This window comes from Acinetobacter sp. Q85-2, from assembly GCF_013420555.1.
GTDB classification, from domain to species: domain Bacteria; phylum Pseudomonadota; class Gammaproteobacteria; order Pseudomonadales; family Moraxellaceae; genus Acinetobacter; species Acinetobacter indicus.
In genome coordinates, this window is sequence record NZ_VOXW01000023.1 from 1 (window position 1) to 23417 (window position 23417).

The 23417-nt window shown below is 47.1% G+C and carries 23 protein-coding genes; 16 read left to right on the forward strand and 7 right to left on the reverse strand.

Features of this window, described 5'->3' with window-relative positions:
• The first annotated feature begins 704 nt into the window (after positions 1-704).
• Positions 705-1943 carry a sodium/glutamate symporter gene (gltS, locus tag FTT68_RS11760; protein WP_005179501.1) on the forward strand — a complete coding sequence of 413 codons (1239 nt, stop codon included), beginning with the start codon at positions 705-707 and terminating at the stop codon, positions 1941-1943.
• Positions 1944-2017: 74 nt separating this feature from the next.
• Positions 2018-3493 carry a sodium:alanine symporter family protein gene (locus tag FTT68_RS11765; RefSeq protein ID WP_180175377.1) on the forward strand — a complete coding sequence of 492 codons (1476 nt, stop codon included), beginning with the start codon at positions 2018-2020 and terminating at the stop codon, positions 3491-3493.
• A gap of 64 nt (positions 3494-3557) precedes the next feature.
• Here the strand turns inward: FTT68_RS11765 and chrA are convergent, their stop codons facing one another.
• Positions 3558-4757, reverse strand: coding sequence for a chromate efflux transporter (gene chrA / locus FTT68_RS11770; protein ID WP_180175378.1), 1200 nt, complete (start codon positions 4755-4757; stop codon positions 3558-3560).
• A gap of 129 nt (positions 4758-4886) precedes the next feature.
• On the opposite strand from chrA, the gene FTT68_RS11775 reads away from it, so the two are divergent.
• The 7 genes from FTT68_RS11775 to FTT68_RS11805 all read left to right on the forward strand — a co-directional run bounded on the left by FTT68_RS11775 (position 4887) and on the right by FTT68_RS11805 (position 10774).
• Positions 4887-5918 carry a patatin-like phospholipase family protein gene (locus FTT68_RS11775; protein ID WP_180046748.1) on the forward strand — a complete coding sequence of 344 codons (1032 nt, stop codon included), beginning with the start codon at positions 4887-4889 and terminating at the stop codon, positions 5916-5918.
• A gap of 269 nt (positions 5919-6187) precedes the next feature.
• Positions 6188-6367 (forward strand): hypothetical protein, encoded by a 180-nt coding sequence (locus tag FTT68_RS11780; protein ID WP_225876368.1) that lies wholly within the window; start codon positions 6188-6190, stop codon positions 6365-6367.
• 286 nt (positions 6368-6653) lie between these two features.
• Positions 6654-7169 (forward strand): acyl-CoA thioesterase, encoded by a 516-nt coding sequence (locus FTT68_RS11785; protein WP_005179490.1) that lies wholly within the window; start codon positions 6654-6656, stop codon positions 7167-7169.
• A 153-nt stretch (positions 7170-7322) separates the two neighbouring features.
• On the forward strand, positions 7323-7904 hold the full coding sequence (locus FTT68_RS11790; protein WP_160241108.1) for a TetR/AcrR family transcriptional regulator: 582 nt from the start codon (positions 7323-7325) through the stop codon (positions 7902-7904).
• Between the two features lie 4 nt (positions 7905-7908).
• Positions 7909-9108, forward strand: coding sequence for an MFS transporter (locus tag FTT68_RS11795; protein ID WP_168370091.1), 1200 nt, complete (start codon positions 7909-7911; stop codon positions 9106-9108).
• Positions 9109-9119: 11 nt separating this feature from the next.
• On the forward strand, positions 9120-10013 hold the full coding sequence (locus tag FTT68_RS11800; RefSeq protein WP_075174579.1) for a LysR substrate-binding domain-containing protein: 894 nt from the start codon (positions 9120-9122) through the stop codon (positions 10011-10013).
• A gap of 143 nt (positions 10014-10156) precedes the next feature.
• On the forward strand, positions 10157-10774 hold the full coding sequence (locus FTT68_RS11805; protein ID WP_180175379.1) for a glutathione S-transferase family protein: 618 nt from the start codon (positions 10157-10159) through the stop codon (positions 10772-10774).
• 70 nt (positions 10775-10844) lie between these two features.
• Here FTT68_RS11805 and FTT68_RS11810 read toward each other — a convergent pair whose 3' ends face one another.
• Together FTT68_RS11810 and FTT68_RS11815 are read right to left on the reverse strand one after the other, a co-directional pair.
• The gene (locus FTT68_RS11810) at positions 10845-12449 is read right to left on the reverse strand and encodes a bifunctional 3-(3-hydroxy-phenyl)propionate/3-hydroxycinnamic acid hydroxylase (protein WP_168381871.1); all 1605 of its coding nucleotides are present in this window, start codon (positions 12447-12449) and stop codon (positions 10845-10847) included.
• A 313-nt stretch (positions 12450-12762) separates the two neighbouring features.
• Positions 12763-12975: a hypothetical protein gene (locus FTT68_RS11815; protein ID WP_005179468.1), complete on the reverse strand. Its 213-nt coding sequence runs from the start codon at positions 12973-12975 to the stop codon at positions 12763-12765.
• Between the two features lie 456 nt (positions 12976-13431).
• Here FTT68_RS11815 and FTT68_RS11820 point away from each other — a divergent pair, with 456 nt between their 5' ends.
• From FTT68_RS11820 to FTT68_RS11835, 4 genes are all read left to right on the forward strand, one after another.
• Entirely contained in the window at positions 13432-14439 is a 1008-nt protein-coding gene (locus FTT68_RS11820; RefSeq protein ID WP_180175380.1) for a GTP-binding protein, read from the forward strand.
• 63 nt (positions 14440-14502) lie between these two features.
• Positions 14503-15033 (forward strand): YaeQ family protein, encoded by a 531-nt coding sequence (locus tag FTT68_RS11825; RefSeq protein ID WP_016659315.1) that lies wholly within the window; start codon positions 14503-14505, stop codon positions 15031-15033.
• A 125-nt stretch (positions 15034-15158) separates the two neighbouring features.
• The gene (locus tag FTT68_RS11830) at positions 15159-15500 is read left to right on the forward strand and encodes an FKBP-type peptidyl-prolyl cis-trans isomerase (protein WP_005179461.1); all 342 of its coding nucleotides are present in this window, start codon (positions 15159-15161) and stop codon (positions 15498-15500) included.
• Positions 15501-15617: 117 nt separating this feature from the next.
• Positions 15618-17498, forward strand: coding sequence for a diguanylate cyclase (locus tag FTT68_RS11835; protein WP_180175381.1), 1881 nt, complete (start codon positions 15618-15620; stop codon positions 17496-17498).
• A gap of 15 nt (positions 17499-17513) precedes the next feature.
• Here FTT68_RS11835 and FTT68_RS11840 read toward each other — a convergent pair whose 3' ends face one another.
• Positions 17514-17960 (reverse strand): GNAT family N-acetyltransferase, encoded by a 447-nt coding sequence (locus FTT68_RS11840; RefSeq protein WP_045796254.1) that lies wholly within the window; start codon positions 17958-17960, stop codon positions 17514-17516.
• Between the two features lie 417 nt (positions 17961-18377).
• On the opposite strand from FTT68_RS11840, the gene FTT68_RS11845 reads away from it, so the two are divergent.
• Positions 18378-18728: a hypothetical protein gene (locus tag FTT68_RS11845; RefSeq protein ID WP_253586868.1), complete on the forward strand. Its 351-nt coding sequence runs from the start codon at positions 18378-18380 to the stop codon at positions 18726-18728.
• Here the strand turns inward: FTT68_RS11845 and FTT68_RS11850 are convergent, their stop codons facing one another.
• Positions 18729-19649, reverse strand: a complete 921-nt coding sequence (locus tag FTT68_RS11850) for an alpha/beta fold hydrolase (protein ID WP_180175382.1) — start codon at positions 19647-19649, stop codon at positions 18729-18731.
• Between the two features lie 141 nt (positions 19650-19790).
• Here FTT68_RS11850 and FTT68_RS11855 point away from each other — a divergent pair, with 141 nt between their 5' ends.
• Both FTT68_RS11855 and FTT68_RS11860 read left to right on the forward strand, forming a co-directional pair.
• Positions 19791-20087, forward strand: a complete 297-nt coding sequence (locus FTT68_RS11855; protein ID WP_104473065.1) for a hypothetical protein — start codon at positions 19791-19793, stop codon at positions 20085-20087.
• A 106-nt stretch (positions 20088-20193) separates the two neighbouring features.
• A complete protein-coding gene (locus tag FTT68_RS11860; RefSeq protein WP_180175383.1) occupies positions 20194-20691 on the forward strand; it encodes a DUF2505 family protein in 498 nt (165 codons plus the stop codon).
• Positions 20692-20751: 60 nt separating this feature from the next.
• On the opposite strand, the gene FTT68_RS11865 is transcribed toward FTT68_RS11860, so the two are convergent.
• Positions 20752-22038, reverse strand: coding sequence for an MFS transporter (locus FTT68_RS11865; protein ID WP_104471176.1), 1287 nt, complete (start codon positions 22036-22038; stop codon positions 20752-20754).
• A gap of 127 nt (positions 22039-22165) precedes the next feature.
• Entirely contained in the window at positions 22166-23311 is a 1146-nt protein-coding gene (locus FTT68_RS11870; RefSeq protein WP_180175384.1) for a GGDEF domain-containing protein, read from the reverse strand.
• Positions 23312-23417: the final 106 nt, after the last annotated feature.

A 23417-nucleotide genomic window follows, 5' to 3' on the forward strand; every position in this document is an offset into this window, starting at 1 on the left:
ATAATTCAAGTGAATTTGTTTGAAAGAAGAACTTTAAAAGCTTTATTTTCACCCGATAAAATACCCATAAAACAAGAGGAAGCTCAAATGAGCTTCCTCTTGTGAAAAATTGTGGGACAGCAATGGTGGCTTGCCACCTCTTTTTTTTTATTTACCAATTTTAAAAAAACAATTTTAAATTCAGTTGCTTAAATTTATAGTTAAAAGCAATAAGTTAGACTAATAGCGAATAGCGTTAAAAAAATAAAGATTTTTAGAGAAAAAGATGCATAATGTGCGATTTTTTAAGCTGTATTGTTCAGCTTTTTCTATGAATTAAGATGTATTTGTTGGCTACATGAAGCAATGCATTTTCTATGTTTAGGAGCCTATATGAGATTATCTTTCTATAGTAAGCCTATTCAGAGATTTCAGCCTGACATTACCCTGCCACTGAAGTGTCTGTATTTTATTTTTCACTCCTTCTTTTTCAGGCAGTGCCGGTTGATATGAATTTGAGGAGCGAAGCTGAGTCTTGCGCTCCAGCTCAGATGCTTCTTCGCCAACTCAGAACTTTTTCTGATTTACATTATTCATATTGCAGAGTTTTCCCGTTTATTTAAATTAAACAGAGCAGCCTTATCATAAAAGGTGCTTATATCATCAGGTTTAAATAATCAGAACCGGAAAACAATAAGCATTGACCATATTAAATGGATATTGCCATGGAATTTACTTTTAATGCGTTTTACACCTTAATTGCGGCTGTAATCGTTCTCCTTTTAGGACGTTTTTTAGTTAACAATATTGATTTTCTAAGACGTTACAACATCCCGGAACCTGTCGCGGGCGGTTTGGTCGCTGCGGTAGTGTCTTTAATTGTGCACAATTTCTGGGGCTACAGCATTACCACCAGTAGTGCGCTACAAACCAGTTTTATGCTGATTTTCTTTGCCTCCATCGGTTTAAGTGCCAACTTTGCCAAACTGCGTGAAGGTGGTATTGGTCTGGTGATCTTTCTGATCGCAATTTCACTATTCATCATTGTACAAAACTTTGTCGGGATTAGTCTGGCGACAGTATTGGGCATTGATCCGCTAATTGGTATGATTGCCGGTTCCATTACCTTAACCGGTGGTCACGGGACTGCGGGTGCATGGGGTGAAATCCTTGAGGTTGAACATGGTATTCAGGGTGCTTTGGCCCTAGGGATGGCCAGTGCGACCTTCGGTCTGATTATTGGCGGTATTATTGGTGGGCCATTGGCCAAACTGCTGATCAACCGTTATCAGTTGGCTACACCACGTACCGATGCACAAATTGAACAGCGTGACAATACGCCAGTTGAACCGGTACCGGGTGAGTTTGTGCCATTTGAATATCCGCATCAGGTGCGTTTAATTACCGCAGACAATGCCATTACCACTTTAGGTTTATTTGCAGCCTGTCTGGCCTTTGCCGAGTTTATGACCGGTTATGCCAAAGGCACGCTGTTTGAATTGCCAACTTTCGTCTGGGCTTTGGCTGGCGGGGTAATTCTGCGTAACGTATTAGAAGGCATTTTCAAAGTCACTATTTTTGACCGTGCGATTGACGTATTTGGTAACGCTTCATTGTCTTTATATTTGGCGATGGCATTGCTGTCATTGAAATTATGGCAACTGGCAGATCTGGCTGGCCCGTTAATGGTCATTCTAGGCGCGCAAACCATCACCATGGCCTTGTATGCGGCCTTCATTACCTTCCGTGTTATGGGTAAAAACTACGATGCTGCTGTACTGGCTGCGGGTCACTGTGGTTTTGGTATGGGTGCAACACCTACTGCGGTTGCCAACATGCAGGCCATTACCAATATGTACGGTGCTTCTCATAAAGCCTTCCTGATTGTACCGCTGTGTGGTGCTTTCTTTGTCGACTTGATTAATGCGACTGTCATTCAAGTCATTCTTAAGTTTTTTGTTTAAGTAATTTGAGTGGAAAAGCCTTGTTAAAAGGCTTTTCTTTTTAGGATGACTCAATCAGCAAAGGGTGCGAAAAAATGAATGAACAATTAAATGAAACCCTAATGTCCTGGGTGACGCTTCTAAATACCCCGCTGTGGGATTTTCTGGTGATCTTTCTGGTCTTTGTCGGGGTATTTTATACCCTGATCACCGGCGCTGTACAAATTCGTCTGTTCTGGCACAGTATTAAAGCCATGAAGTCGAGCCGTAAAAAAGGCGAAGACAGTTATGGGATTACTCCATTTCAGGCCCTTGTGACAGGTTTGGCCAGTCGGGTCGGGGTTGGTAACGTTGCCGGTGTTGCGATTGCGATTGCGATTGGTGGTCCGGGTGCGGTGTTCTGGATGTGGTTTACCGCATTTTTAGGCATGAGTTCGGCCTTTGTCGAATCTTCACTGGCGCAGCTATTTAAGGTGCGTGATACCAGCAACCAACAGTTCCGTGGTGGTCCGGCCTATTACATTACCCAAGGCCTGAAACAGAAATGGCTGGGTGTAGTATTTGCGGTTGCCCTGATTTTAACTTACGGTTTCGTGTTTAACGCGGTGCAAGCCAACTCGATTATCAGTGCCACATCACATGCTTGGGGCTGGAATCAGGCCAATCTGACTGTTCCAATGGGTGCGTTCAGTTTTGAACTGTCCTGGTTGGGCCTGGTTCTGGTTGTCATGACCGCTATGATTATTTTTGGCGGGATTAAACGCATTGCCAAAGTGGCGGAGAAATTTGTCCCGATTATGGCGCTGCTGTATCTGGTGGTGGCATTGTATATCGCCGTGATTAATCTGCCGATTATTCCGGATATTTTCCGCCTGATTTTCAGCAAAGCCTTTGAGTTTGATGCCGCTGCCGGTGGTTTCTTTGGGGCAATGGTGTCGATGGCGATGATGATGGGCATCAAGCGTGGTCTGTTCTCCAATGAAGCGGGGATGGGTTCTGTACCAAACGCGGCTGCTGTGTCGGATGTGAAACATCCGGTGAATCAGGGACTGGTACAGATGCTGGGTGTATTCGTGGACACCTTTATTGTCTGTTCATGTACCGCAATCATCATTTTGTCTTCCGGTTTATATCAGAATGCCGGTTTTGAAGGGGTGACCCTGACCCAGATGGCGCTGGAAAGCCAGATTGGCCATTGGGGCGATGACTTCCTGGCCATTATCCTGTTTATGTTTGCTTATTCGTCGATTATTGGGAACTACGCCTATGCCGAAGGTAACGTGCAGTTCATTAACAACAACCGCAAGATCATGCTGATTTTCCGTCTGCTGGTGCTGTTTATGGTGTATTTCGGCGCGATTGCCACCGTACCACTGATCTGGTCGATGGCCGATCTGTTTATGGGCGTGATGGCTACCATCAACCTGTTTGCCATTTTACTGCTGACGCCATTTGTGTTGATGCTGCTAAAAGACTTCAAAGCTCAGCTGAAGCGTGGCGTGAAAGAACCGGAATTTAAACTGGACAATCATCCTAAATTTAAAGACCGGGTTAATTCCGATATTTGGTAATACAAACAGCAACAGCCTCATCATGAGGCTGTTGTTTTATCAAGAGAATATTCTTTTAGATGCTTTAGCTTAGCAAAGACAGCAAACCCATATACACGCCAAAGCTGCCTATCAGGCTGACCCACACTGGCAGTTTGCTTTTCAGTAAAACAATCACAAACATCACAAACGCCAGATCCAGCACTGATGTTAAATAATCCTGTCCCATATCAACAATGAGCGCGAGCAATAAACCCACCACCGCGGCATTAATACCAATCACCGCATGTTTGATTTTGTCCTGATGCATCAGCCAGGACCAATGCGGCAGGGTAGCAAAAATCAGAAAGAACGAGGGCAGGAAAATGGCGATGGTGGCAATGATCGCGTTCAGCACAGGATAGGCAGTTAAATCCAGAAAATAGCCGACATAGCTGGCAAAGCTGAATAAAGGACCCGGCATGAGCTGGGCAAAGGCATAGCCTAAATCAAACTGCTGGGCTGAGATCATGCCGGTACTGACAAAGTCCTGATGCAGCAGCGGTAAAATAATATGCCCACCACCAAAGACCAGTGCAGCAGACTGATAAAAGCCTAAAAAGCCTTCAGCCAGCAGATTCGGATTGATCCAGTTCAGCGCACCGAGCAGCAGAAATGGACAGATAAACAAGATTAGCCAGAGTGTAGTCGAGCCGAAACTGCGCTGTTCCAGCTGAAAACTCGGCGTGGTATGACTGCCGCTTTGAGGTTGTGCTTTGGCAATCCACATGCCGGCCAGACCAGCCAGCACAATCACCAGAATCTGGTTATATGACAGTGGCAGGAACCAGATCATGAGCGCAGACACAAGCATCAGCAGGTATTGCCACCAGCTTTTGCAAAAGCTTTGCAGCATTTGCCAGAAGGCCCAGAACACCACCGCCAGTACAATCAGTTGAATGGCATGAAAATAAGCCGAACTGATCCATGGAAATAACTGCTGACCGATAAAGGCCAGTAGCGTCATCAGTAAGGCCGAGGGCAAGGTAAAGCCCAGCCAGGCCACCACCGAGCCTAAATAGCCACGTTTTAAATAGCCAATGGCCAGTCCGACCTGACTGCTGGTCGGGCCGGGTAACAGTTGCGCTAAAGCGACGACCTGGGCATAGTCTTCATCTTTGAGCCAGTGCAAACGCTGTACAAAAGTCTGGTGAAAAAACACCAGATGCGCGGTTGGGCCCCCAAAAGATAAGCATCCCAGCTTAAAGAAAATCAGAAAAATCTGTGAATAAGATAAGGAAGACATTGGCTAGAATTTTAAAAAACCCGACTTAAGTTTAAACTGAGCAGATGACAGTTTAACGAATTTAAACAATGCACTGCAGAAAATCTCCTTAGACTACAGCAGGCCTGTCGAGTTCAGATCGAGGAATTCATGTTGAATAAAAATCTTGGCTTTATCAGTGTGATGGGGGCAGTCATGCTGACCTTAGGCGCCTGTCAGCATCTGCCAGAACAGCATCAGCGGGTGTCCTCCCAATTAATGGCAACCCCGGCAATGGCAGAGGCCAGCCAGCAGAACGCACGCATGAACTTTAAAACGTTGCCGCAATATACCGGACAGGACCCGGTCATTGCCTTGGTGCTGGGCAGCGGCGGCGCGCGCGGTTATGCCCATATTGGCGTAATTGAAGTGCTGGAGCAAAATGGCATCCGTCCGGATTTTATCGTCGGGACCAGTGCCGGCAGTATTGTCGGGTCGATTTATGCCAGCGGCAAAAGCGCGCATGAGCTGCGTCAGATTGCCCTGAACATGAAGGCCAATGATGTCCGTGACATCAAGCTGGATATGAAAGGCTTCTTCGATGGCAAAAAAGTCGAGAACTATGTCAATACGCAGGTCAACCAGTTGCCGTTAGAGCAGCTGCCAATTCCGATGTATGTGGTGGCCACCGAATTAAAACAGGGCAAGAAAGTGGTGTTTAATGCCGGCAATACCGGACAGGCGGTACGGGCTTCGGTGTCCATTCCAAGCATGTTTATTCCGACCCGAATTGCCGATGCCGAATATGTCGATGGTGGACTGGTCAGCCCGGTGCCGGTAAATGTGGCCCGCGAACTGGGTGCGGACATTGTGATTGCGGTCGATATTCTGGCCCAGCCGATGTATACCGAAACCACCCATGTCTGGGGGCTGTTTAACCAGAATATTAATATCATGCAGAAGCATCTGGCTCAGGAAGAGCTGAAACATGCCGATATTGTGATTCAGCCAGATTTACGCGAAAAAGCACATATTTTTGATGTGCAGGGTCGTGAAGCCACCATGCAGGCCGGTGTGGTCGCCGCCTATGGCAAGCTGGGGCAGATTTCGCAGGTCTATCAGCATAAAGGCTATGCCGATGGTCACCGGATTCAAACCTATAACCTGCAACAAAATACTGTTGAGATACATTCGGGGCGCTAGAATGCTGCCGGTTTTTTCTATAACTTAAGTCGAATAAAAATGGCAAGAATGCTCATATCGCAATTTGCTTTTGGCGTTAATTGCCTGATGTTATTCAATAAAGGTATTTCGATTCATGCTCAAAAGGTTGTGATTAATATTTAAAGTTTATATATAAGTGTATTTTAATTCAGCTATTTAAGTTTACCTGTTGTTAATAAAGCTCTTATACTGGCCGCATCAGAATATAACGATTTATCTTAGAAGCTAAAACTGAGCAGGGCATGAGCATGAAGCAATTACACATTGGACAATCTGTACAACTGGCCAACATGGAACAAATTATTTTTACCATTAAAAAAATTAATGCCGATGGTTCCTATGAAATTGAAGCCCAGCTCGATGTACAAAATGTTTTAAATTATGGTCACGTGTCGCCGGAAATGTTGCGTCATATCAACCCGGCTTAAAAGCTCAGGCAGTAAAAAGTCCAATTTTGGGCTGAACTCATCTGCCCGAATGGAAAAAATCCACCTCCTGACGCGCCTGCTGAAATCCTGTTCAAGTGGTGTCGGGATGTGGATAAATAATTGAAAATTCAAGTAATAGCGCAAAACACTATATATTTTTCTAAATAATACCCCAATCACCATAAATAATAATGATGACTTTATTGCCGAATTGAACATTTAATTTGTGTTAAAAACGATATAATAATATTCACATATCCTGTCTTTTATAAGAGCCGAAAACAAGATGTCCCCATTAGATCAGCTTAAACCCATCTTAGAAGATCAATCTGAATTAACCATGTCGGTGTTAATGACGCCAGATATGGCAAACTTTTCCGGTAATGTTCATGGGGGAACAATTCTAAAATTACTGGATCAGGTGGCTTATGCCTGTGCCAGCCGTTATTCAGGCAGCTATGTGGTGACACTTTCGGTAGATAAAGTGAACTTTAAGGAACCAATTCATGTCGGCGAGTTGGTGACTTTCCTGGCCAGTGTGAACCATGTAGGCCGTACTTCCATGGAAATTGGCATTCGCGTCGAAGCGCAGAACATTCAAAAACGCACCGTGCGTCATACCAATAGCTGCTATTTCACTATGGTGGCAGTTGATGAGCAGGGCAAACCCAAACAGGTGCCGGCCTTAAATCTGGACAATGACTGGAAACGCTGCCGTTTTGAAGCGGCAGAACAGCGTAAAGTGGCACGTTTACAGGAAGGTACTCATCCATCTTGCAGTATTTACAAGAAGTCGATTTAAGTCTGACTTTCACTGTGTTGAAGAAAGACCTGAAATTTCAGGTCTTTTTTTATTGCCAAATTTTTTCATACCAGACGACAAAAGAATCACTCGCCAGCCGGCACCAACTGGCTTATTATAAAACGATACGTATCGTTTCGTTTTGGGCTAGGTATGGAAACTGAAAAATCATCACGGCGGCAGCAATGTATTTTAAATGCTGTGGTCGAGGCACTGGCAGAGTATGACTATAGCCATCTGACCATTGAGGATATTGCCACGCGGGCCGGTGTGGGGAAATCGACCATCTACCGCTGGTGGAAACATAAATCCGAACTGGTGTTCGATGCCTTTAAGCTGCAAACCGCCTCGATTTTTGAACTCGACTTTAGCCAGTCTTTGCAGTTTAACCTGACCCAGCAATTGTTTAAGCTGAGTCAGGCGCTGAACCATCAGGTTGGGCGGGCGGTACTGGTGGTGATGGCCGAGCAGCGTGAAACTGCCGCAGCATTTTTTCGTGAATATTTGCTGCCACGGCGTGAACAGATGCGCAAGCTGATTCAGCTGGCGATTCAGCGTGGTGAAATTGTGGCGCAGTATCCGTTTGAACTGATGCTCGACACGCTATATGCACCGATTCATTACCAGATTATTTTCTTTAACCGGATGCCCGATGCCGACTATATTCAGCAGCTGATTGAGATGGTGCTGGCACCAGTCCGGCTTCAGCCGCTTATTGATGCGCAGGAGCGCTAAGCCTATGTCTGCTCAAAGTTCTGCTGCATTATGGAATCGTGCATTTATTCTGTGTCTTTTCAATAACCTGTTTCTGTTTGTTTATTATTTTGCCCTGCTAGCCGTATTACCAATTTATATCATGAATGATCTGGGCGGCACGGTCAAAGAAGCCGGTTTGGCTCTGACCCTGTTTCTGGTGTCCTCGATTGCCATCCGGCCGTTTTCCGGTTTAATCGTGGAAAAGCTGGGCAAGAAACTGTCTTTTCGTGGTTCTGAGCTGTGCTTTGTGCTGTTTGCCTTTTGCTATATCTGGATTGACAGCATGTGGAGCCTGCTGCTGGTGCGTTTTTTACATGGCATCTGGTTCAGTATTTTAACCACGGTGGCGGTGCCGGTGGCCAGTGACTTTATTCCAGAAGCGCGTAAAGGCGAGGGCATTGGTTATTTTGTGATGTCGACCAATTTGGGCGTGGTTTTTGGGCCTTTAATTGCCTTAACCACCATCCAGTTCACCAGTTTTCGGGTGTTGTTTGCCGTGCTGGCGGTGATTATGGCGATGGGTTTTCTGTTCTGCCTTAGCCTGAAACTGCAGGATGATCGGGTCAAACCAGCTAATCTGTCTGATCCATCTGCCACGAAACCCCGGCTGAGCCTGCATGATATTGTCGAAACCCGGGTCATTCCGGTAGGGCTGGTGGCCATGCTGACTGCCTTGGCCTATTCCAGCGTGATCAGTTTTATTACTGCCTATAGTGAAGCCAAGCAGTTACTGGCCTATACCAGTCTGTTCTTTGTGGTCTTTGCTGTGTCCATGATTGTGGTGCGGCCGTGGGTCGGCAAGCGTTATGATCGTAAAGGTCCAAGTGCGGTGATGTATCCGTCCTTTGTGTGTTTTGCCATGGGACTGGTGATTGTCAGCTTTTTATCTAATCCGTGGATTTTATGGCTGTCGGCGGTGTTTATTGGTATTGGCTACGGCACCTTGTTTCCGTGTCTGCAAACCGTGGCCATTCAAACGGTCAATAAACAGCGCATGGGTCATGCGATTTCAACGTTCTTTACCCTGTTTGATCTGGGGCTGGCACTCGGTTCCGTGCTGATGGGCATCCTGATTGCCTGGATGGGCTTCCAGCTGACCTATTTACTCTGCGCCGTGCTGGTGCTGTTGACCTTGCTGCTTTACAAAGCCATGGTCACACCAACCTTGCGTCAGGCTCCCTAAGAGACTTCAACATGGAATTAAGACATTTACGTTATTTTGTTGCGGTGGCAGAAGAGCTGAACTTTACCCGGGCCGCAGCCAGAATGTATACCGTGCAGCCATCTTTAAGCCAGCAAATTAAAGATCTGGAACAGGAGGTTGGGGTACAGTTATTGCTGCGTTCCAACCGTAAAGTGGAACTGACTCCAGAAGGAGAGGCCTTTTTAAAGCAGGCGCGTTTGTGTCTGGACTATGCCGACAAAGCCATTCAGGAAGCGCGGCAAGTGGCACAGGCGCAAAAAGCACAGTTGAATATCGGCTTTGTGCCGGTGGCTGAAATGAAAGTGTTTCCTTATATCATGCCGAATATTCGCGCCCAGTTTCCCGATTTAAAAATCCATTTTCATAGCCTGCCGGATGCCGAGCAGTTTAAGGCCTTAAGTCGGGCGGAAATTGATATTGCTTTTACCCGCTATCCAGATGAATCGGGAGCGTTTGAGTCAATCCGGATTTTTGATGAACCGCTGACCCTGATTGTGCCGAAGGATTCTCCGGCGGCCAGCTTAAAACATATCAGCATCAAAAGTTTTCAGCAGCAGGATTTTGTGATTAGTGATGAGCACGCCTCACCGCAGCTGTACAAAATTATTCAGGACTTTTTAAAGCAGTCCAGGCTGGAGATTCATGTGGTGCAGCATTCCACCAATATCCTAATGAACGTTAATCTGGTCGGGATGGGCGTCGGCTGGAGTCTGGTGCCCGCTTATGTGATTCCGCTACTTGGCGATAAAATTGTGGTGAAAAACACATTGGAACCACTGCCGATGATTGGCCTCTATGCCAGCTATCGCAAACAACATCGCAGCGAAGCGATTGAGCTGATTTTAAAAGTGTTAAAAGCGCAGTTTTATATGGATTTTGGCTAAAGCGTGTGTTACGCCTAACTGCATATCGGCGCAGCCGGTTTTTTAAAACTGGTGAAGCCGTTAAAGATGGACACAAATCAACAGCGTTTCTCGCCGGACAGCAAGCTTAAAATATAAGCATTGATGCTGTCGAGGAACTCCACATGCAACTGTGTACGCATCCTCAATCACGTGGTCAGACCCTGATGCTGCTATTACAGGAGTTGCAGATTCAGGATCAGATCGAGATTATTCAGGTCAGTTGGGAAGATCTGCAACAGCCAGAGTATCGGGCCATGAATCCTTTGGGTAAAGTGCCGCTACTGGTCGATGGTCCGGTTTTTATTAGTGAAACCCCGGCAATTTTTGCCTATCTGGCTGATCATTTCTTTGAAGAAGGTTTGGCCCCGGCCCTGGATGATCCGCAGCGCGGCGCCTATTTCAAATGGCTATTTTTCTGTCATGGCCCATTAACCGAATGGATTGACTTGAGCAATTTCCAGATCAGTCAGGCCCAGCTCGAACAGCATAAACGCGGTTTAGGGATGGGATTGCCGGAAGATCTGATGGCGTTTTTAAAACAGGGACTGCAGCAGGCCAACCCCTATTTGCTCGGTGAGCGTATGAGTGCCGCAGATTTGTATCTGGCGTACTGGCTGGCCTATGCCATTGCTCTGAAGGCCATTCCTTATCTGGAAGAATTCCGGCCGTATCTGCAATGGATGGCGCAGCGGCCATCCTTAAGTCAGGTGATCTGGTTTCAGCAGCTGGATCAGCATTGAAACAGCGGCATGAACATGAGCGCTAATAGCAAAAAACCACGCCTGAGCGTGGTTTTTTGAAGGGTTCATCTTATTGGGCATGCAGTTTCTGGAACAGTTGCTGACTGGTACTTTCCAGGGTTTGCGGAATTGCCAGCGCCGCAACGAAACGGTCAGGGCGTAAAATTACCACCGAGCCTGTGGTTTTGCCAAACCAGCTGCGAATTTCTGTGCCCAGATCACCAATGGTGATGACATCTGCAGAGTGTTTCGGCTGTGGATGTTTGAGCTGCACCGCAGGAATCACCTGAATAAATTTCACCCCCAGTTTCTGCCATTGCTGCATGCTGCTGTCAGACAGTCCCCATTTTGGATCAACGCCCCAAGCGATAATCGCAAAGTCATTGCCCAGTACGTCATCCAGCAGCACCGTTTCACCTGAGGCCAGTTGTACTTGCGGCTGAATAAACATTTTACCGACCGGCGAGTATTTATCGGTTTGTGGTAACAGGGCGCCATCCTGATATTTCGGCATCGGCTTAAAGCGCATTTCCAGTAAATACTGTTTAATGGGCTTGATGTAATTCAGCACATAAGAAATGCCATCACGGACAATACCGTGCCATTGTTTTGGCGGCGCCAGCACATGCCCGGCCATCACCGATAAATCAATCATGGCTTTGGCATGGTCTTTACGTTCAATCTGGTATGAATCGAGCAGCTCGGCAGCGGCTTTGCCCTGAATCACCAGCGCCATTTTCCAGGCCAGGTTAAAGGCATCACGCATGCCGCTGTTATAGCCCTGACCCTGCCACACCGGCATAATATGTGCTGCATCGCCGGCCAGTAAAATCCGGTCAACACGGAATTTTTCGGCAATACGCGCATTGTGGGTATAGACGCGCTGGCGAATGACCTCGATGCCATCGGTGGTTGGCAGTACTTTAGACAGTAACTTGGCGATATTTTCCGGTTTGCTCAGTTCTTCCTGGGTTTCGCCCGGCATCACCATAAACTCGAAACGGCGGATGCCATGTGGCAGGGCGGCGGACACATAAGGACGCACCGGGTCACAGCACAGATAAATATGCGGCGTGGCCAGTGGGTCATTATCAATATCAATCACAATCCACTGGTTCGGAGCTGTTTTACCATCAAAGGCAATATTCAGACGACGGCGTACCAGAGAATTGCCGCCATCGCAGGCAATCAGATATTGTGCCTGAATCACTTCCTGCTGACCCTCACGGGTATGCAGTTTGAGCGTCACGCCACTTGCATCTTGACGAAACTCGGTCAGTTCCCGGGAAAAAAGCACTTGGGTCTGTTCATATTGGGTCAAGCCGTTTAACAGCACCTGATCGACCTGCGGCTGGATAAAGGCATTACGGCGCGAGAAACCAAATTCGCGGGTCAGCGGTTGAATATCGGCGAAGCAGCGGCCTTTTGGGGTAAGAAAGCGCATGGCATGATTGGGCGTGGTATGCGGCAAGACCTGATCGACCAGACCTAAAGATTGAATGGTCCGCAACGATTCATCATCAATCCCGATGGCGCGTGGGTAATCAATCAGGCGATCCAGCTGTTCCACCACCATCACCTGAATACCTTGTTTGCTTAAATAGTTGGCGATGGTTAAGCCGACCGGACCGGCACCCAGAATTGCCACTTCAGTTGTATAGTTTGTTGTGTTCATCGCGAGGTCCATCCATCACGTCAGATTAACGCCCATTAACGGTGAAAGGCCGGGATTCAACAAGTTATGCCATAGTGGAAACAGAGGTCGACTGTAGAGGATAGTAAATAAGATGATTTTTATAATTTGTTGATTAGATGAATATTTATAATAAAAATACAATCATTTAGGATGATGTTACGATCATTTATTTCTATAGTAAAAAGACCATTTCCATAAAAAAGTGAAACCGCATCAAAGCGGTTTCACCTTCACAAAATGGTATTTAATACGGTGCTGCCATCAAAAATAGCAACGCACAGTATGGTAACTATTAACGTGCAGTTTTTTCTTTGTCATCGCTTGATGCAGCTTCAGACGCAGGCTGATCTGCTGCACCGGCATTGGCCGCTGCTGCTGGTTGTTCCTGGGTGCTGACAATCACTTTGTCTTCAGTTTGAGTATTGGCTGGTGCTGCCGGTGCAGCAAAAGTGGTTGCGGTAGCAGCCGCAAACGTGGTCGCAAGTAAAATTTGAGTTAATTTCATTTTGGGCATCCTTTAATATTCATTTTAGAGTTGACCTCGTATGCACATCACCTGCATCGAGGACAGGCTTCATGCTATGCCGCAGTAGGAGATTGAGCAATCGAAGCAACAAAGCAAAAAATCTGCTTAACATTGGCTCTACATGAATGAAGAAAATGTAGCAATTGGGTAAGAATTTACCGTTTTTTGCATCTAAAATCGGCGAACTTACAGAGGAGATAGCTCGAACTATCCCCATGCCGAGATAAATAAAATTACATTGCTACCGATATTGCAGCGTTACAGGAAAAAACTGCGGGCAGATAAATGTAATTAAATTTTTCTAAAAGATAGCAAAGGTAGGCACATTTTCTGGCTCAAGCTGAAAAAATCTCAGCCAGAAAGCCGCAGTGCTGGCTTGAACCACATGGCAATCTTGCATAGCATGCAAACGTTGCCCAGCCAAAGAGTAGACCTGTGAAACTGATTGCACCGACACGCGCCGTTCCAACCCATATTATTTCCGGTTTTCTGGGAGCCGGGAAAACCATGCTGTTACAGCAGTTGCTGCGTCAAAAGCCGGAGCAGGAAGTCTGGGCGGTGTTGATGAACGAATTTGGCCAGATCGGCATCGACCAGCAGATTTTGCCGCAAAGTGACGGTTTTGAAATTAAGGAACTGCTCGGTGGCTGTTTATGTTGCAGCAGCCAGTTATCAATGCAGATTGCCTTGTCACGCTTGCTAGATGAAGCCAAGCCCGACCGGCTGTTTATTGAACCCACCGGATTGGGCCATCCGCTGCAATTACTGGAACAGCTGACCGAACCGCACTGGCACAGCCATCTGGATATGCGCGCCTTGGTCACCGTGGTGGATGGTTCACGTTTGCACGATGCCGACTGGACCCAGCAAAACCTGTATACCGACCAGTTAAAAGCCGCCCAGATTATTGTGATTTCACATGCGGATCAGATGCAGCCGGCAGATGAACAGGGCCTGGAAAAATTAAAACAGGAATATCAGGCCTATGCACCGCGCTGGCTAGCTGCTGAAAACGGTCAGCTGTCATTGGCTGAAATTGATCTGGCCCATGTCGGCATCCAACGTAAAATCCAGCCTTTATTGCAGCTGCAACGCACACTGCCGGCACAGGCAGAGCTGCCGGAAATTAAACAGTTGCCCTATCATTATGTGGAAACGGCGCAGGGGTATTCGGTGGCCGGCTGGAAATTTTCCCGGCGCTGGCAATTTGACTTTTATGCGCTACTGGATCTGCTCTGTGAGCAGCAGGACTGGTTGCGGATTAAAGCAATTTTTCACACCAATCAGGGCTGGAAAACCTTTAATTTCAATCCGCAGCAATTTAACTATCAGTCATCGCCCGAAAATACCGATAACCGGATCGAGCTGATTTATCGTAACGCCCGGGACTGGAGCGCGTTTGAGGAACAGCTGCTGGCCTGTCGCATTGACAATACTGCCTAGAATCTGTTCAGCACGGGGCAGCAAAATCCGATATGCTAGGCGCCAAATTTGAGGATCACGTGTATGGCGCTTAAAGCAACAATTTATAAAGCAGATTTAAATATTGCCAATATGGATGTGCATCAATATGGTGACTATCAGCTCACCATGGCCTTGCATCCGTCTGAAACCATCGAGCGCCTGATGGTGCGTATTCTGGCATTTGCCCGCTATGCCGATGAGGCACTGGAATTCACCAAAGACCTGTTTGAAACCGATGAGCCGGCGCTGTGGCAAAAAGATCTCACAGGTCAGCTAATAAACTGGATTGAAGTCGGCTGCCCGGATGAAGACAAGGTCAAAAAAGCCAGCGCCCGTTGCCAACAGGTGGCGGTGGTGGCCTATGGCAGCAATGTCGATGACTGGTATAAACGCTCCAGCAAGCTGAAAACCCTGAAAAATGTTCAGGTCTGGAAACTGTCTACCGCCACCACCGAAGCAATTCAGCAACTGTGTGAACGTACCATGCAGCTACAGTTAAATGTGATGGATGGCGAATGGACCTTAATTGGCGATCAGGCCCAGGCTGTGATTGAGTGGGAACAGTTGCAGTAACCCATCCGGTTGCTGCTGTGGTGTCAGGTCAATAAACGGCTGCAATTTAGCGGCCTAAATTATGCAGCTGTCATCAATTCCTTTTATACTCATGCACAATTGATTTGGTTGAAGAGAGCAGACGCATGTCAAAAGAATTAGAAATTATTGATTTAAAAGTGGGTGAGGGCAAAGAAGCGGTCAAAGGCGCTTTAATTACCACTCACTATACCGGCTGGCTGGAAGATGGTACCAAGTTCGACTCTTCCATTGACCGCGGTAACTATTTTGAAACCGTGATTGGTACCGGCCGTGTGATTAAAGGTTGGGATCAGGGCATTCTCGGGATGAAAGTTGGTGGTAAGCGCAAGCTGATCGTGCCATCTCATCTGGCATATGGCGAGCGTAAAATTGGCAATATTATTCCGGCCAATTCCAACCTGATTTTTGAAATTGAATTATTTGACGTGAAAACCCGCGACGAATAAGCCTTCCACATTCCCTGACCAGAGAACAGGATGTCTCTGGTCGGCTTGTGCAAAAATAGTGCAAAAAGTAACTTGAAAGCCCTTCAATACACAGTACATTAAAATCATTCCTTTCCAATGTCTGCAGGGATTATCATTTTATTGGAACAGCGCGCGTACTTTCGGATTTCTTTCCTGTTGATGGCCTGGCTGTGTCTGTGTGCACTCAGCCTTGCTTCGGCACGAGCACATTATGATTCCTCACCAGACTCCTATTATCAGCAGCAGCTGATTACGACCCTGCAGTTTAGTGAACGTTCCAGTACCAATTTGGATGGCTCATGGCTGTTTTACAATCAGCAGTTTATTCAACAGCCCAGTGCAGTACTGACTGCAGAACGGGTACATCTACCGGCTTCTTTTCAGCAACTGACCGGCCAAATGGAAGGCTATGGCACATTTATTGGGCATTTTCAGCTGCCAAAAGAATTTGTCGGTCGCCGCATTGCGATCTGGATGCCTAGCCAGCAAGGTGCCTACCGGGTGTATTTAAATGGTGAGCCGCTGGCACGTGTGGGGGAAGCCGGTCCTGATGCTGCCCGCCATGAAAACGGCAATAGTCATCGGCTTGCCTATTTTATTGCCGACAGTGAATCTTTTACCCTGGCGATTCAGGCCTCCAGTTTCCAGAACTCCAGGGGCGGGCTGGAACATTCAATAAAAATCGGACTCAGCCGCACCATAAACTATCAATACCAGCGCCTGATGATGAGTGTGGCCATGATCAGCGGCGGGGTGCTCGGGATTGGACTGTTTACCCTGGTCTTTTCCTTTTTCCGTGGGGTGATGTCGCCGAATGCACAAAGTATGTTTGTATTTGGCATTTTTATTGTGTTTCTGGCGCTGCACAACCTGTTCGCAGCCCCGTATGCCTATACCGCCTTTACCGACATTAACTGGATCTGGGGACTGCGGCTGCAATATCTGTTCAGTTTTCTGGCCATTTTATTTTTCTTGAGCTATATGTTCCTGTTTAACCAGCGTTATTTACATCGCTGGGTATATTGTGCTGCACTGCTGTTAATAGCCATTAATCTGGTCGCTGCATTATGGGCACCGCCGATGGTGCTGGAACAGCTGGCGTTATGGAGTTCTTTATTCAGTCTGCTGGTGCTGGTCAATTTTATCTACGGTTTTGCCGAAACTTTGCGGCAGAAACTGAGCTATTCCAAATTAACCGTATGTGCGGTATTGCTGCTGTTTGGCAGCTTTATTCATGATCTGCTGCTGGCCTTAAACCTGATTGAATCAATTCCTTTATCGTTTATTTCTACCAGTCTGTATGCCTTGCTGATTATGCTGCAGCAGGCACGTAACTATGCGCGTGATACTGCCTATATTGAAAAACTGAATAACCGTTTGCTGAGCCTGAATAATTCGCTGGATGTTAAAGTCAAGGAACGTACCGCCCAGTTAAGCCAGTTAAATGCCAAACTGGAATTGCAGGTAAAAATTGATGCGCTGACTGGCGCCTATAACCGCCGTGCCTTGAATGATGAAATTTTGCTACGTTTTGAGCAGACCTGTCAGCAGCCTGAACATACCCTGGCGTTTGTGATGCTGGATGTCGATTATTTTAAAAAATATAACGACCATTATGGCCACTTAAAAGGAGATCTGGTTTTGCAGCAGCTGGTGCTGATCTTGAATCGTGCCTTGCCTAAAAATGCCTATGTAGCGCGTTATGGTGGTGAAGAATTTGCCTTGATACTGCACAATGTCCCGATTGCCTTATTAGAGCCGATGATGGTGCAGGTATTACAGGCGGTTCGTGCCGAGCAGATACAGCACATTGCCCGTCAGGATGCGAAAAACTATGTCACGGTCAGTATGGGCGTGGCCTGGATGACTGGCAAGCAGCCCTATGCCAGTGTACTGGAATTTATGAAAGCGGCCGATCAGCAGCTGTATCTGGCCAAGGAAGCCGGCCGGGATCAGTACAGGATTGCCGGGCATTAAGCCAGTGAAAAATCTTTAGTCCAGATATTTGACTAAAGGAATATGTAAAACAGGCTCAATTGCCTGCGGCTGAATCTGAAAGCCATATTTTTGATAAAAGGGCAGCGCAGTACGGGTGCTGGCTAGCACAATCCGTTTCATCTGGCGTTGCTGATAATAATGCAACACTTCATTGAGCAGCAGTTTGCCAATGCCACGCTGCTGGACATCGGGTGCGACATAATTCATTAAAACTTCACCCTGATCGCTGGCCAGAATAAAACCGACCACCTGATGCTGCAGCTCATACACCCAGCAGTTGTTATAGTGCATCAGTAACAGCAGATTTTCCTGATTTTTATTTTCGAGCAGGCGTTGAATCTTGATTTCACGATGTTGATGATCGAGGCTACAGGATCGGATACTGTCGTGCAAAACGCGAATAAGGCTCGGGACATCTTGAATTCGAGCGGATCTAATCATTGTGTTGGTAAAGGCATAAACAAGCACCTATTTGAATGTAAATAAACCCTCAACAAAATGACAATCTTGTTGTGATTTACGCAGTTTTTTAGGTGTTGTGAGAATTTTTTATTGGGGGATTGATACTGTTTTGTGTCAAAATGAATAAAAAGACAGCAGTTTGGCAGCGCAGATGCGATTAGGTCATCTTTAGGAGCGCATGGAATTACCATCATCATCAGGCATGATCCAGCGCTGAGATAAGAGACACGAGAACAAACGCTGGGAAATGAGAACCGAACCATTGAGGTAAGCGGGCTTATGGCAAAAATACTGGCAATCCTCCTGATTTTTCTGGCCTTTTATGCGCTATGGAAAGTCATGATTAAAATCAGAATTAACCGTGCCTTTCAGAAACATCAGGCCGCCTAGTGCAATATGGTGCAAGGCCCGATTAGCCAGAAGTGCCCGCTACCGGTTGAAGAAGTGATTGAAGAAGTCGCTGCCTATGAACAGCAGCTGTTTGATGATGTGGCGGACATCTTTATGCAGGACGCACCAGCTGTACAGCATAAAGATGATGGCCCAATGCTGCAGGAACAGGTATTGCGTAAAATGCCGGCCAAAACCCAGACCCGGATTGCAGACACCGATCTGGGCGAATGGACCATTTACTGGACCTTTTATGAGCAGTCGCTAGAATACTACGTGAGCCAGTACGGTATTTTTATCACCCATGTCGATCGGGAAGGCCGTGAAACCCAGCAGCGCCTGTCTTTACCGTCCTGATTACTTTGAAATGCTCGCTTCGGTATTTGCATCGGATGGCAAATATGGGGCAAACGTGGCTGCTACCTGATCCCAGATTTTTTCTGCGCCTTGGCGGAAATAGCCCATATGTCCAATCTGGCTTAAGCCAAACTGCTGCGGAATCAGGTTGATCATTTTCACTGAGGCATTGCAATAATGCTGCATAAAAGCATACCGGGAATTGGGTAAGGCCCAGTCATCATCCAGTGAAGAAGCGGCATAAATTGGGGTTTTGACCTGTGCATAACATTCAAACAGCGCCTGTTGTGCCGGATCGCCAAAAAAGTAAGTCGGATTTTTACACCATTTACGCCATTCCTGATACACGCCCAGCGGCAGGTCTGCACCCATGTTCAGCTTGCTCCACGGCAAATAACCGGCCAGGGCCACCATCGGTGGGAAAATCAGGTTCCAGACAAATTGCACTTTAATTTTTTCTTTCAGTGGCATATAGCCATGCCAGCCGGCGCCGGTACCAAAACAGTACAGTGCCGTGACCTGTGCATGATTTGGTGCTAATCCGAGTGCTTGTCCGCCATAGGAATGACCGACCATAAATAGCGGCATCTGCTCACGTTTAAAATAAGCAATCGCACCGGCCAGATCCAGTTTGCCCCAATCCAGATAGGACATCTGAAAGCCTTTCAGCCGTTTCGGTGCCGATTTGGCCACACCCCGATAATCAAAACACAGCACCTGATACTGATATTGAATCATGTACTCGGCAAAGCGGCGATAAAAGGCTTGCGGCACGCCGGTTGCACAGGCCACCAGCAGCTGCGCCTTAACTTGTGGCGGGGTATAACAGGTACCGGTCAGTAAATAACCATCGCTGGCCGGGAAAGTAACGCTGCTGATTTCAAGCGGCGATGTGTGGATAGCAGAGGTGGTGGTGTTCATCCTGAACTCGTATATTTTTAGACTGGTTCTAGTTTGAATGTTGCGGAGGGGCAGAGTCAAAACTGGCGCGTTCATCGGCCAGACGGTTTAAAATAAAAGACGATAGAAATAAACAGCAATAAAAGCAGGATGAGATAAGCCATGCTGATTGATTTTCGCCAGCAGCAACAGGCCAGGTTTGAACAGGTGGCACAGCGTCTGCAACAGGCCGCTGCCGAGGGCCTGCATTTTGATTCAGTCGCCGATTTTTATCAGTCGGGCTGGCTTGAGCAGTTTCCGGCCGGCATTCGCTGGTCGGTGGCCGGACTGGATGATGGCGCTGAACAGTTTTATGCCCGGATTGATTATCTGGACTGTTTTGTCCGGATTGATGCCGGTGAGATGCTGCGGATTGAATATGGCAGACACCAGAACAATCCGACCACATTCAGCCAATGACAGCGCGTGCAGAATTCTTTTAAATAAACAGGCGATGAACCGGCTGCAACAGCAGGTTCCCCACCAAGAACAAGACCGAAGAAAAAGACAAAATCAGGGATCAACTATGGCGCATCAATTTACTGTCAATGCCACCATTCAGGGTGTTTCATTGAGCGAATTCAAACAGCTGGCTGCAAATACTGCATTACATGAAAATGTATGCAAACGCATTCCGGGGGAAAATCTGGAGATTCTGGAATCGCAGATCCAAGGTGATATTTACACCTTGCGCCGTGCCTATAACCTGGATGTGAATATTCCAGACATCGCCAAAAAACTGCTAAAAGATGCTTTTCGTTTAAATCGCACCGATGTCACCAATCTGAGTGCATTGACCTCGACCATTGATTTAGGTGCGAACTTACCCTTAGAGGCCCGCTGCGCACGTTCGGTGACGGGTAATGATCAGCAGGTTCAGATCCAGCTGAACTGGACAGTAAAAGTAAAAGTGCCATTAATTGGCGGGATGCTGGAAAAACATGCAGAAGGTGAAATTCGCCGCTTTAGCGAAGTAGAGATTAATATTGTTGAAGATGAACTCAAGAAGAATTTAAAAAGCTAAAATCTGAACATCTTTGGATAAAAGCCCGGATGAAGCCGGGCTTTTTTGTTTTGAGGTGGATTAAACCGAAGGGCGGGCACGCTCAAAGCGTTGCTGATAAAACCAGGCGGTCATAAACGCCACCAGACACACCACCCAGATATAATATAGCGCGCCAATATTGCTATACAGGCTTAGCCACTGCACCAGCGGTAAGGTAATGCCACCGGCAATGGCATAGGCCACGTTATAAGAAAATGAAATACCGGAAAAACGGATTTGTGCCGGGAACATTTTCACCATGCTATATGACACCATGCCAACTGTCCCTGATGCCAGACCCAAGAGCATATACAGCATAAAGATTGTTGATGCTTCAACATGACCCAGGCTGTTATAGAACAGCGAGGCAATTGCAGCGACCAGCAGGGAGCCGAATAAAATAACGCGGCCAGCGCCAAAACGGTCGGCCAGCAGCCCGGCCACAATACAGCCAATCATCTGCATAACAATGGCGGCACTTTGCATTTTAAAGGCATCGGCGCGGTCAAAACCAAATGCACCGACCAGCAGGTTTGGCATGGCCAAAATCAGCACCACCACACAGGCGGTCAGGAACCAGGTAAAGAACATGCCCATCACCACACCGCTACGATGCTGCGCCAGCACCTGTTTCACCGGTAATTCCTTGGCCAGTTCCTTGCGTGCCTGCATGGCTTTAAATACCGGGGTTTCATGTAAATAACTGCGTAAATACAGCGCTACCAGACCAAAAATCCCACCAACAATAAACGGAATACGCCATGCCCAGTCCTGAATTTCGGCTGCAGTAAATTGCAGTGAAATAAACAGCGACATTAACGCACCGAGTAAAATCCCCAAGGATAAGCCGGCGGTCAGCAGTCCATTGGCAAAACCAATTCTTTTTTCTGGCACATGCTCGGAAACAAAGGTCCAGGCCGCAGGAATTTCACCACCAATGGCAATGCCTTGTACCACGCGCATTAGCAGTAACAATAATGGCGCGGCATAACCAATGCTTTCAAAGGTCGGCATGATGCCAATAAATAGCGTGGGTAGGGCCATCAATAAAATCGACAGGCTAAACAGGCGTTTACGGCCAATCAGGTCGCCAAAATGCGCCATCACCACACCGCCGAGCGGACGGAAGAAATAACCGGCTGCAAAAATGCCGTAGGTATTCAGCATGGCCCAAAATGGACTTAAGGTACTTGGGAAAAACAGATCGGAAATAATTTTGGCGTAAAAGACATAAATGACAAAGTCATAAAATTCGAGTGCACCGCCGAGTGAGGACAGGCCAAGTGTGCGTTTGTCTTCGCGGCTTAAACGGGGAGTAGCATCCATGCGTATCTTCTGACAGGATTAAAAACAGGAACCGTAATTTTAAAGAAGAGCTATAGCTATGAATAATCAAACTTTATTTGGGAAAAATAAACTAATAGTTATAAAAGTCTGCACGTGTGGATGATTGTTATTGTTGCCAGTGCAGCTGGTTGCGGCCCAGATTTTTGGCCTGATATAGCAATAAATCGGCCTGCTGCGCGGCCTGAGAAAACTCATCAAAGTGCTGGAAAAAGCTGATGCCGAAACTGCCGGTCATTGAAATGACCTGACCACTCTGAATCAGTGGTGTGGTTTCGATGCCGCTGCGAATCCGTTCTGCCACCTGAATTGCGATATCCAGCGGGGTATCTTGCAGTAAAATCAGAAATTCTTCACCGCCCATCCGGCAGATTTCATCATATTTGCGTACCGCTTTGCTGATAATTTTGGTGACATGCTGTAGCGCGACATCGCCAACCTTATGGCCATATTGATCATTAATCTGCTTAAAAAAGTCCAGATCACACAGAATAATCGCATTCTGTCTGGAACGGCTGTGCTGTTTTAAGCGTTTCAGCCGTTCCTCCAGCGCCCGGCGATTCAGCAAGCCGGTTAATGGATCAAGATTCCGTTCTTTTTGCAGCTGCTGGAAAATATCCTGATAGGCACTATGAAACAGCAGCCCGGCCATCAGCAGGCTCAGGCAGAGAATAATCAGCTGGGTGCCGGCAGCGACCAAGTTGTTACTTAAAATCTGGTTGGTCGGCTGTAATACCACAAACAGATACAGGGTGCGCAGCGCAATCACCGCACTTAACAGCAACAGTGACAGGCGTAACAGGCGATCCAGTTTCTGCTTGAGCTTGACCTGATATAAAGCCTTTAAATTATGCGAAAAAATCAGGGTAATGGTGATGGTCAGCACCAGCATCCGCTGTGCATATTGCTCATCAAACACCGAAAAATACACATAAATTGACTCGGCAATGGCAATTAGCACCAGCAGAAATACCCAGCGCGTGGTGACATTCAGCCGTAAATGAATGGCATGGGTGAACATCGCACAGCTGATAAACAGCAGCGTGGACGGAATAAAGCTAAAGGTCGGCAACACTTGGGCGGAGACCACGGTAATGATCAGTACGGCCAGACCCGTACACAAGGTCGATGCGGCATACCACAGAAAATAGGTGGGAATTGGCTGGAACAGCCGCAGCAGCAGAATGACGCTGCCAAAGGCCATCATAAACAGCGGGATTAGCGCACTGTAGAGGGAGAAATTTTCGGCTAACATGAACAAATTGCAGGTAAGTCAAAAAATCGCGCCATCATAGCAGCTTCTCCCAGACAGTGATCTAAAAAAGTGCACAATCTTGAGCGCATAATTGAATCAAGAAGAT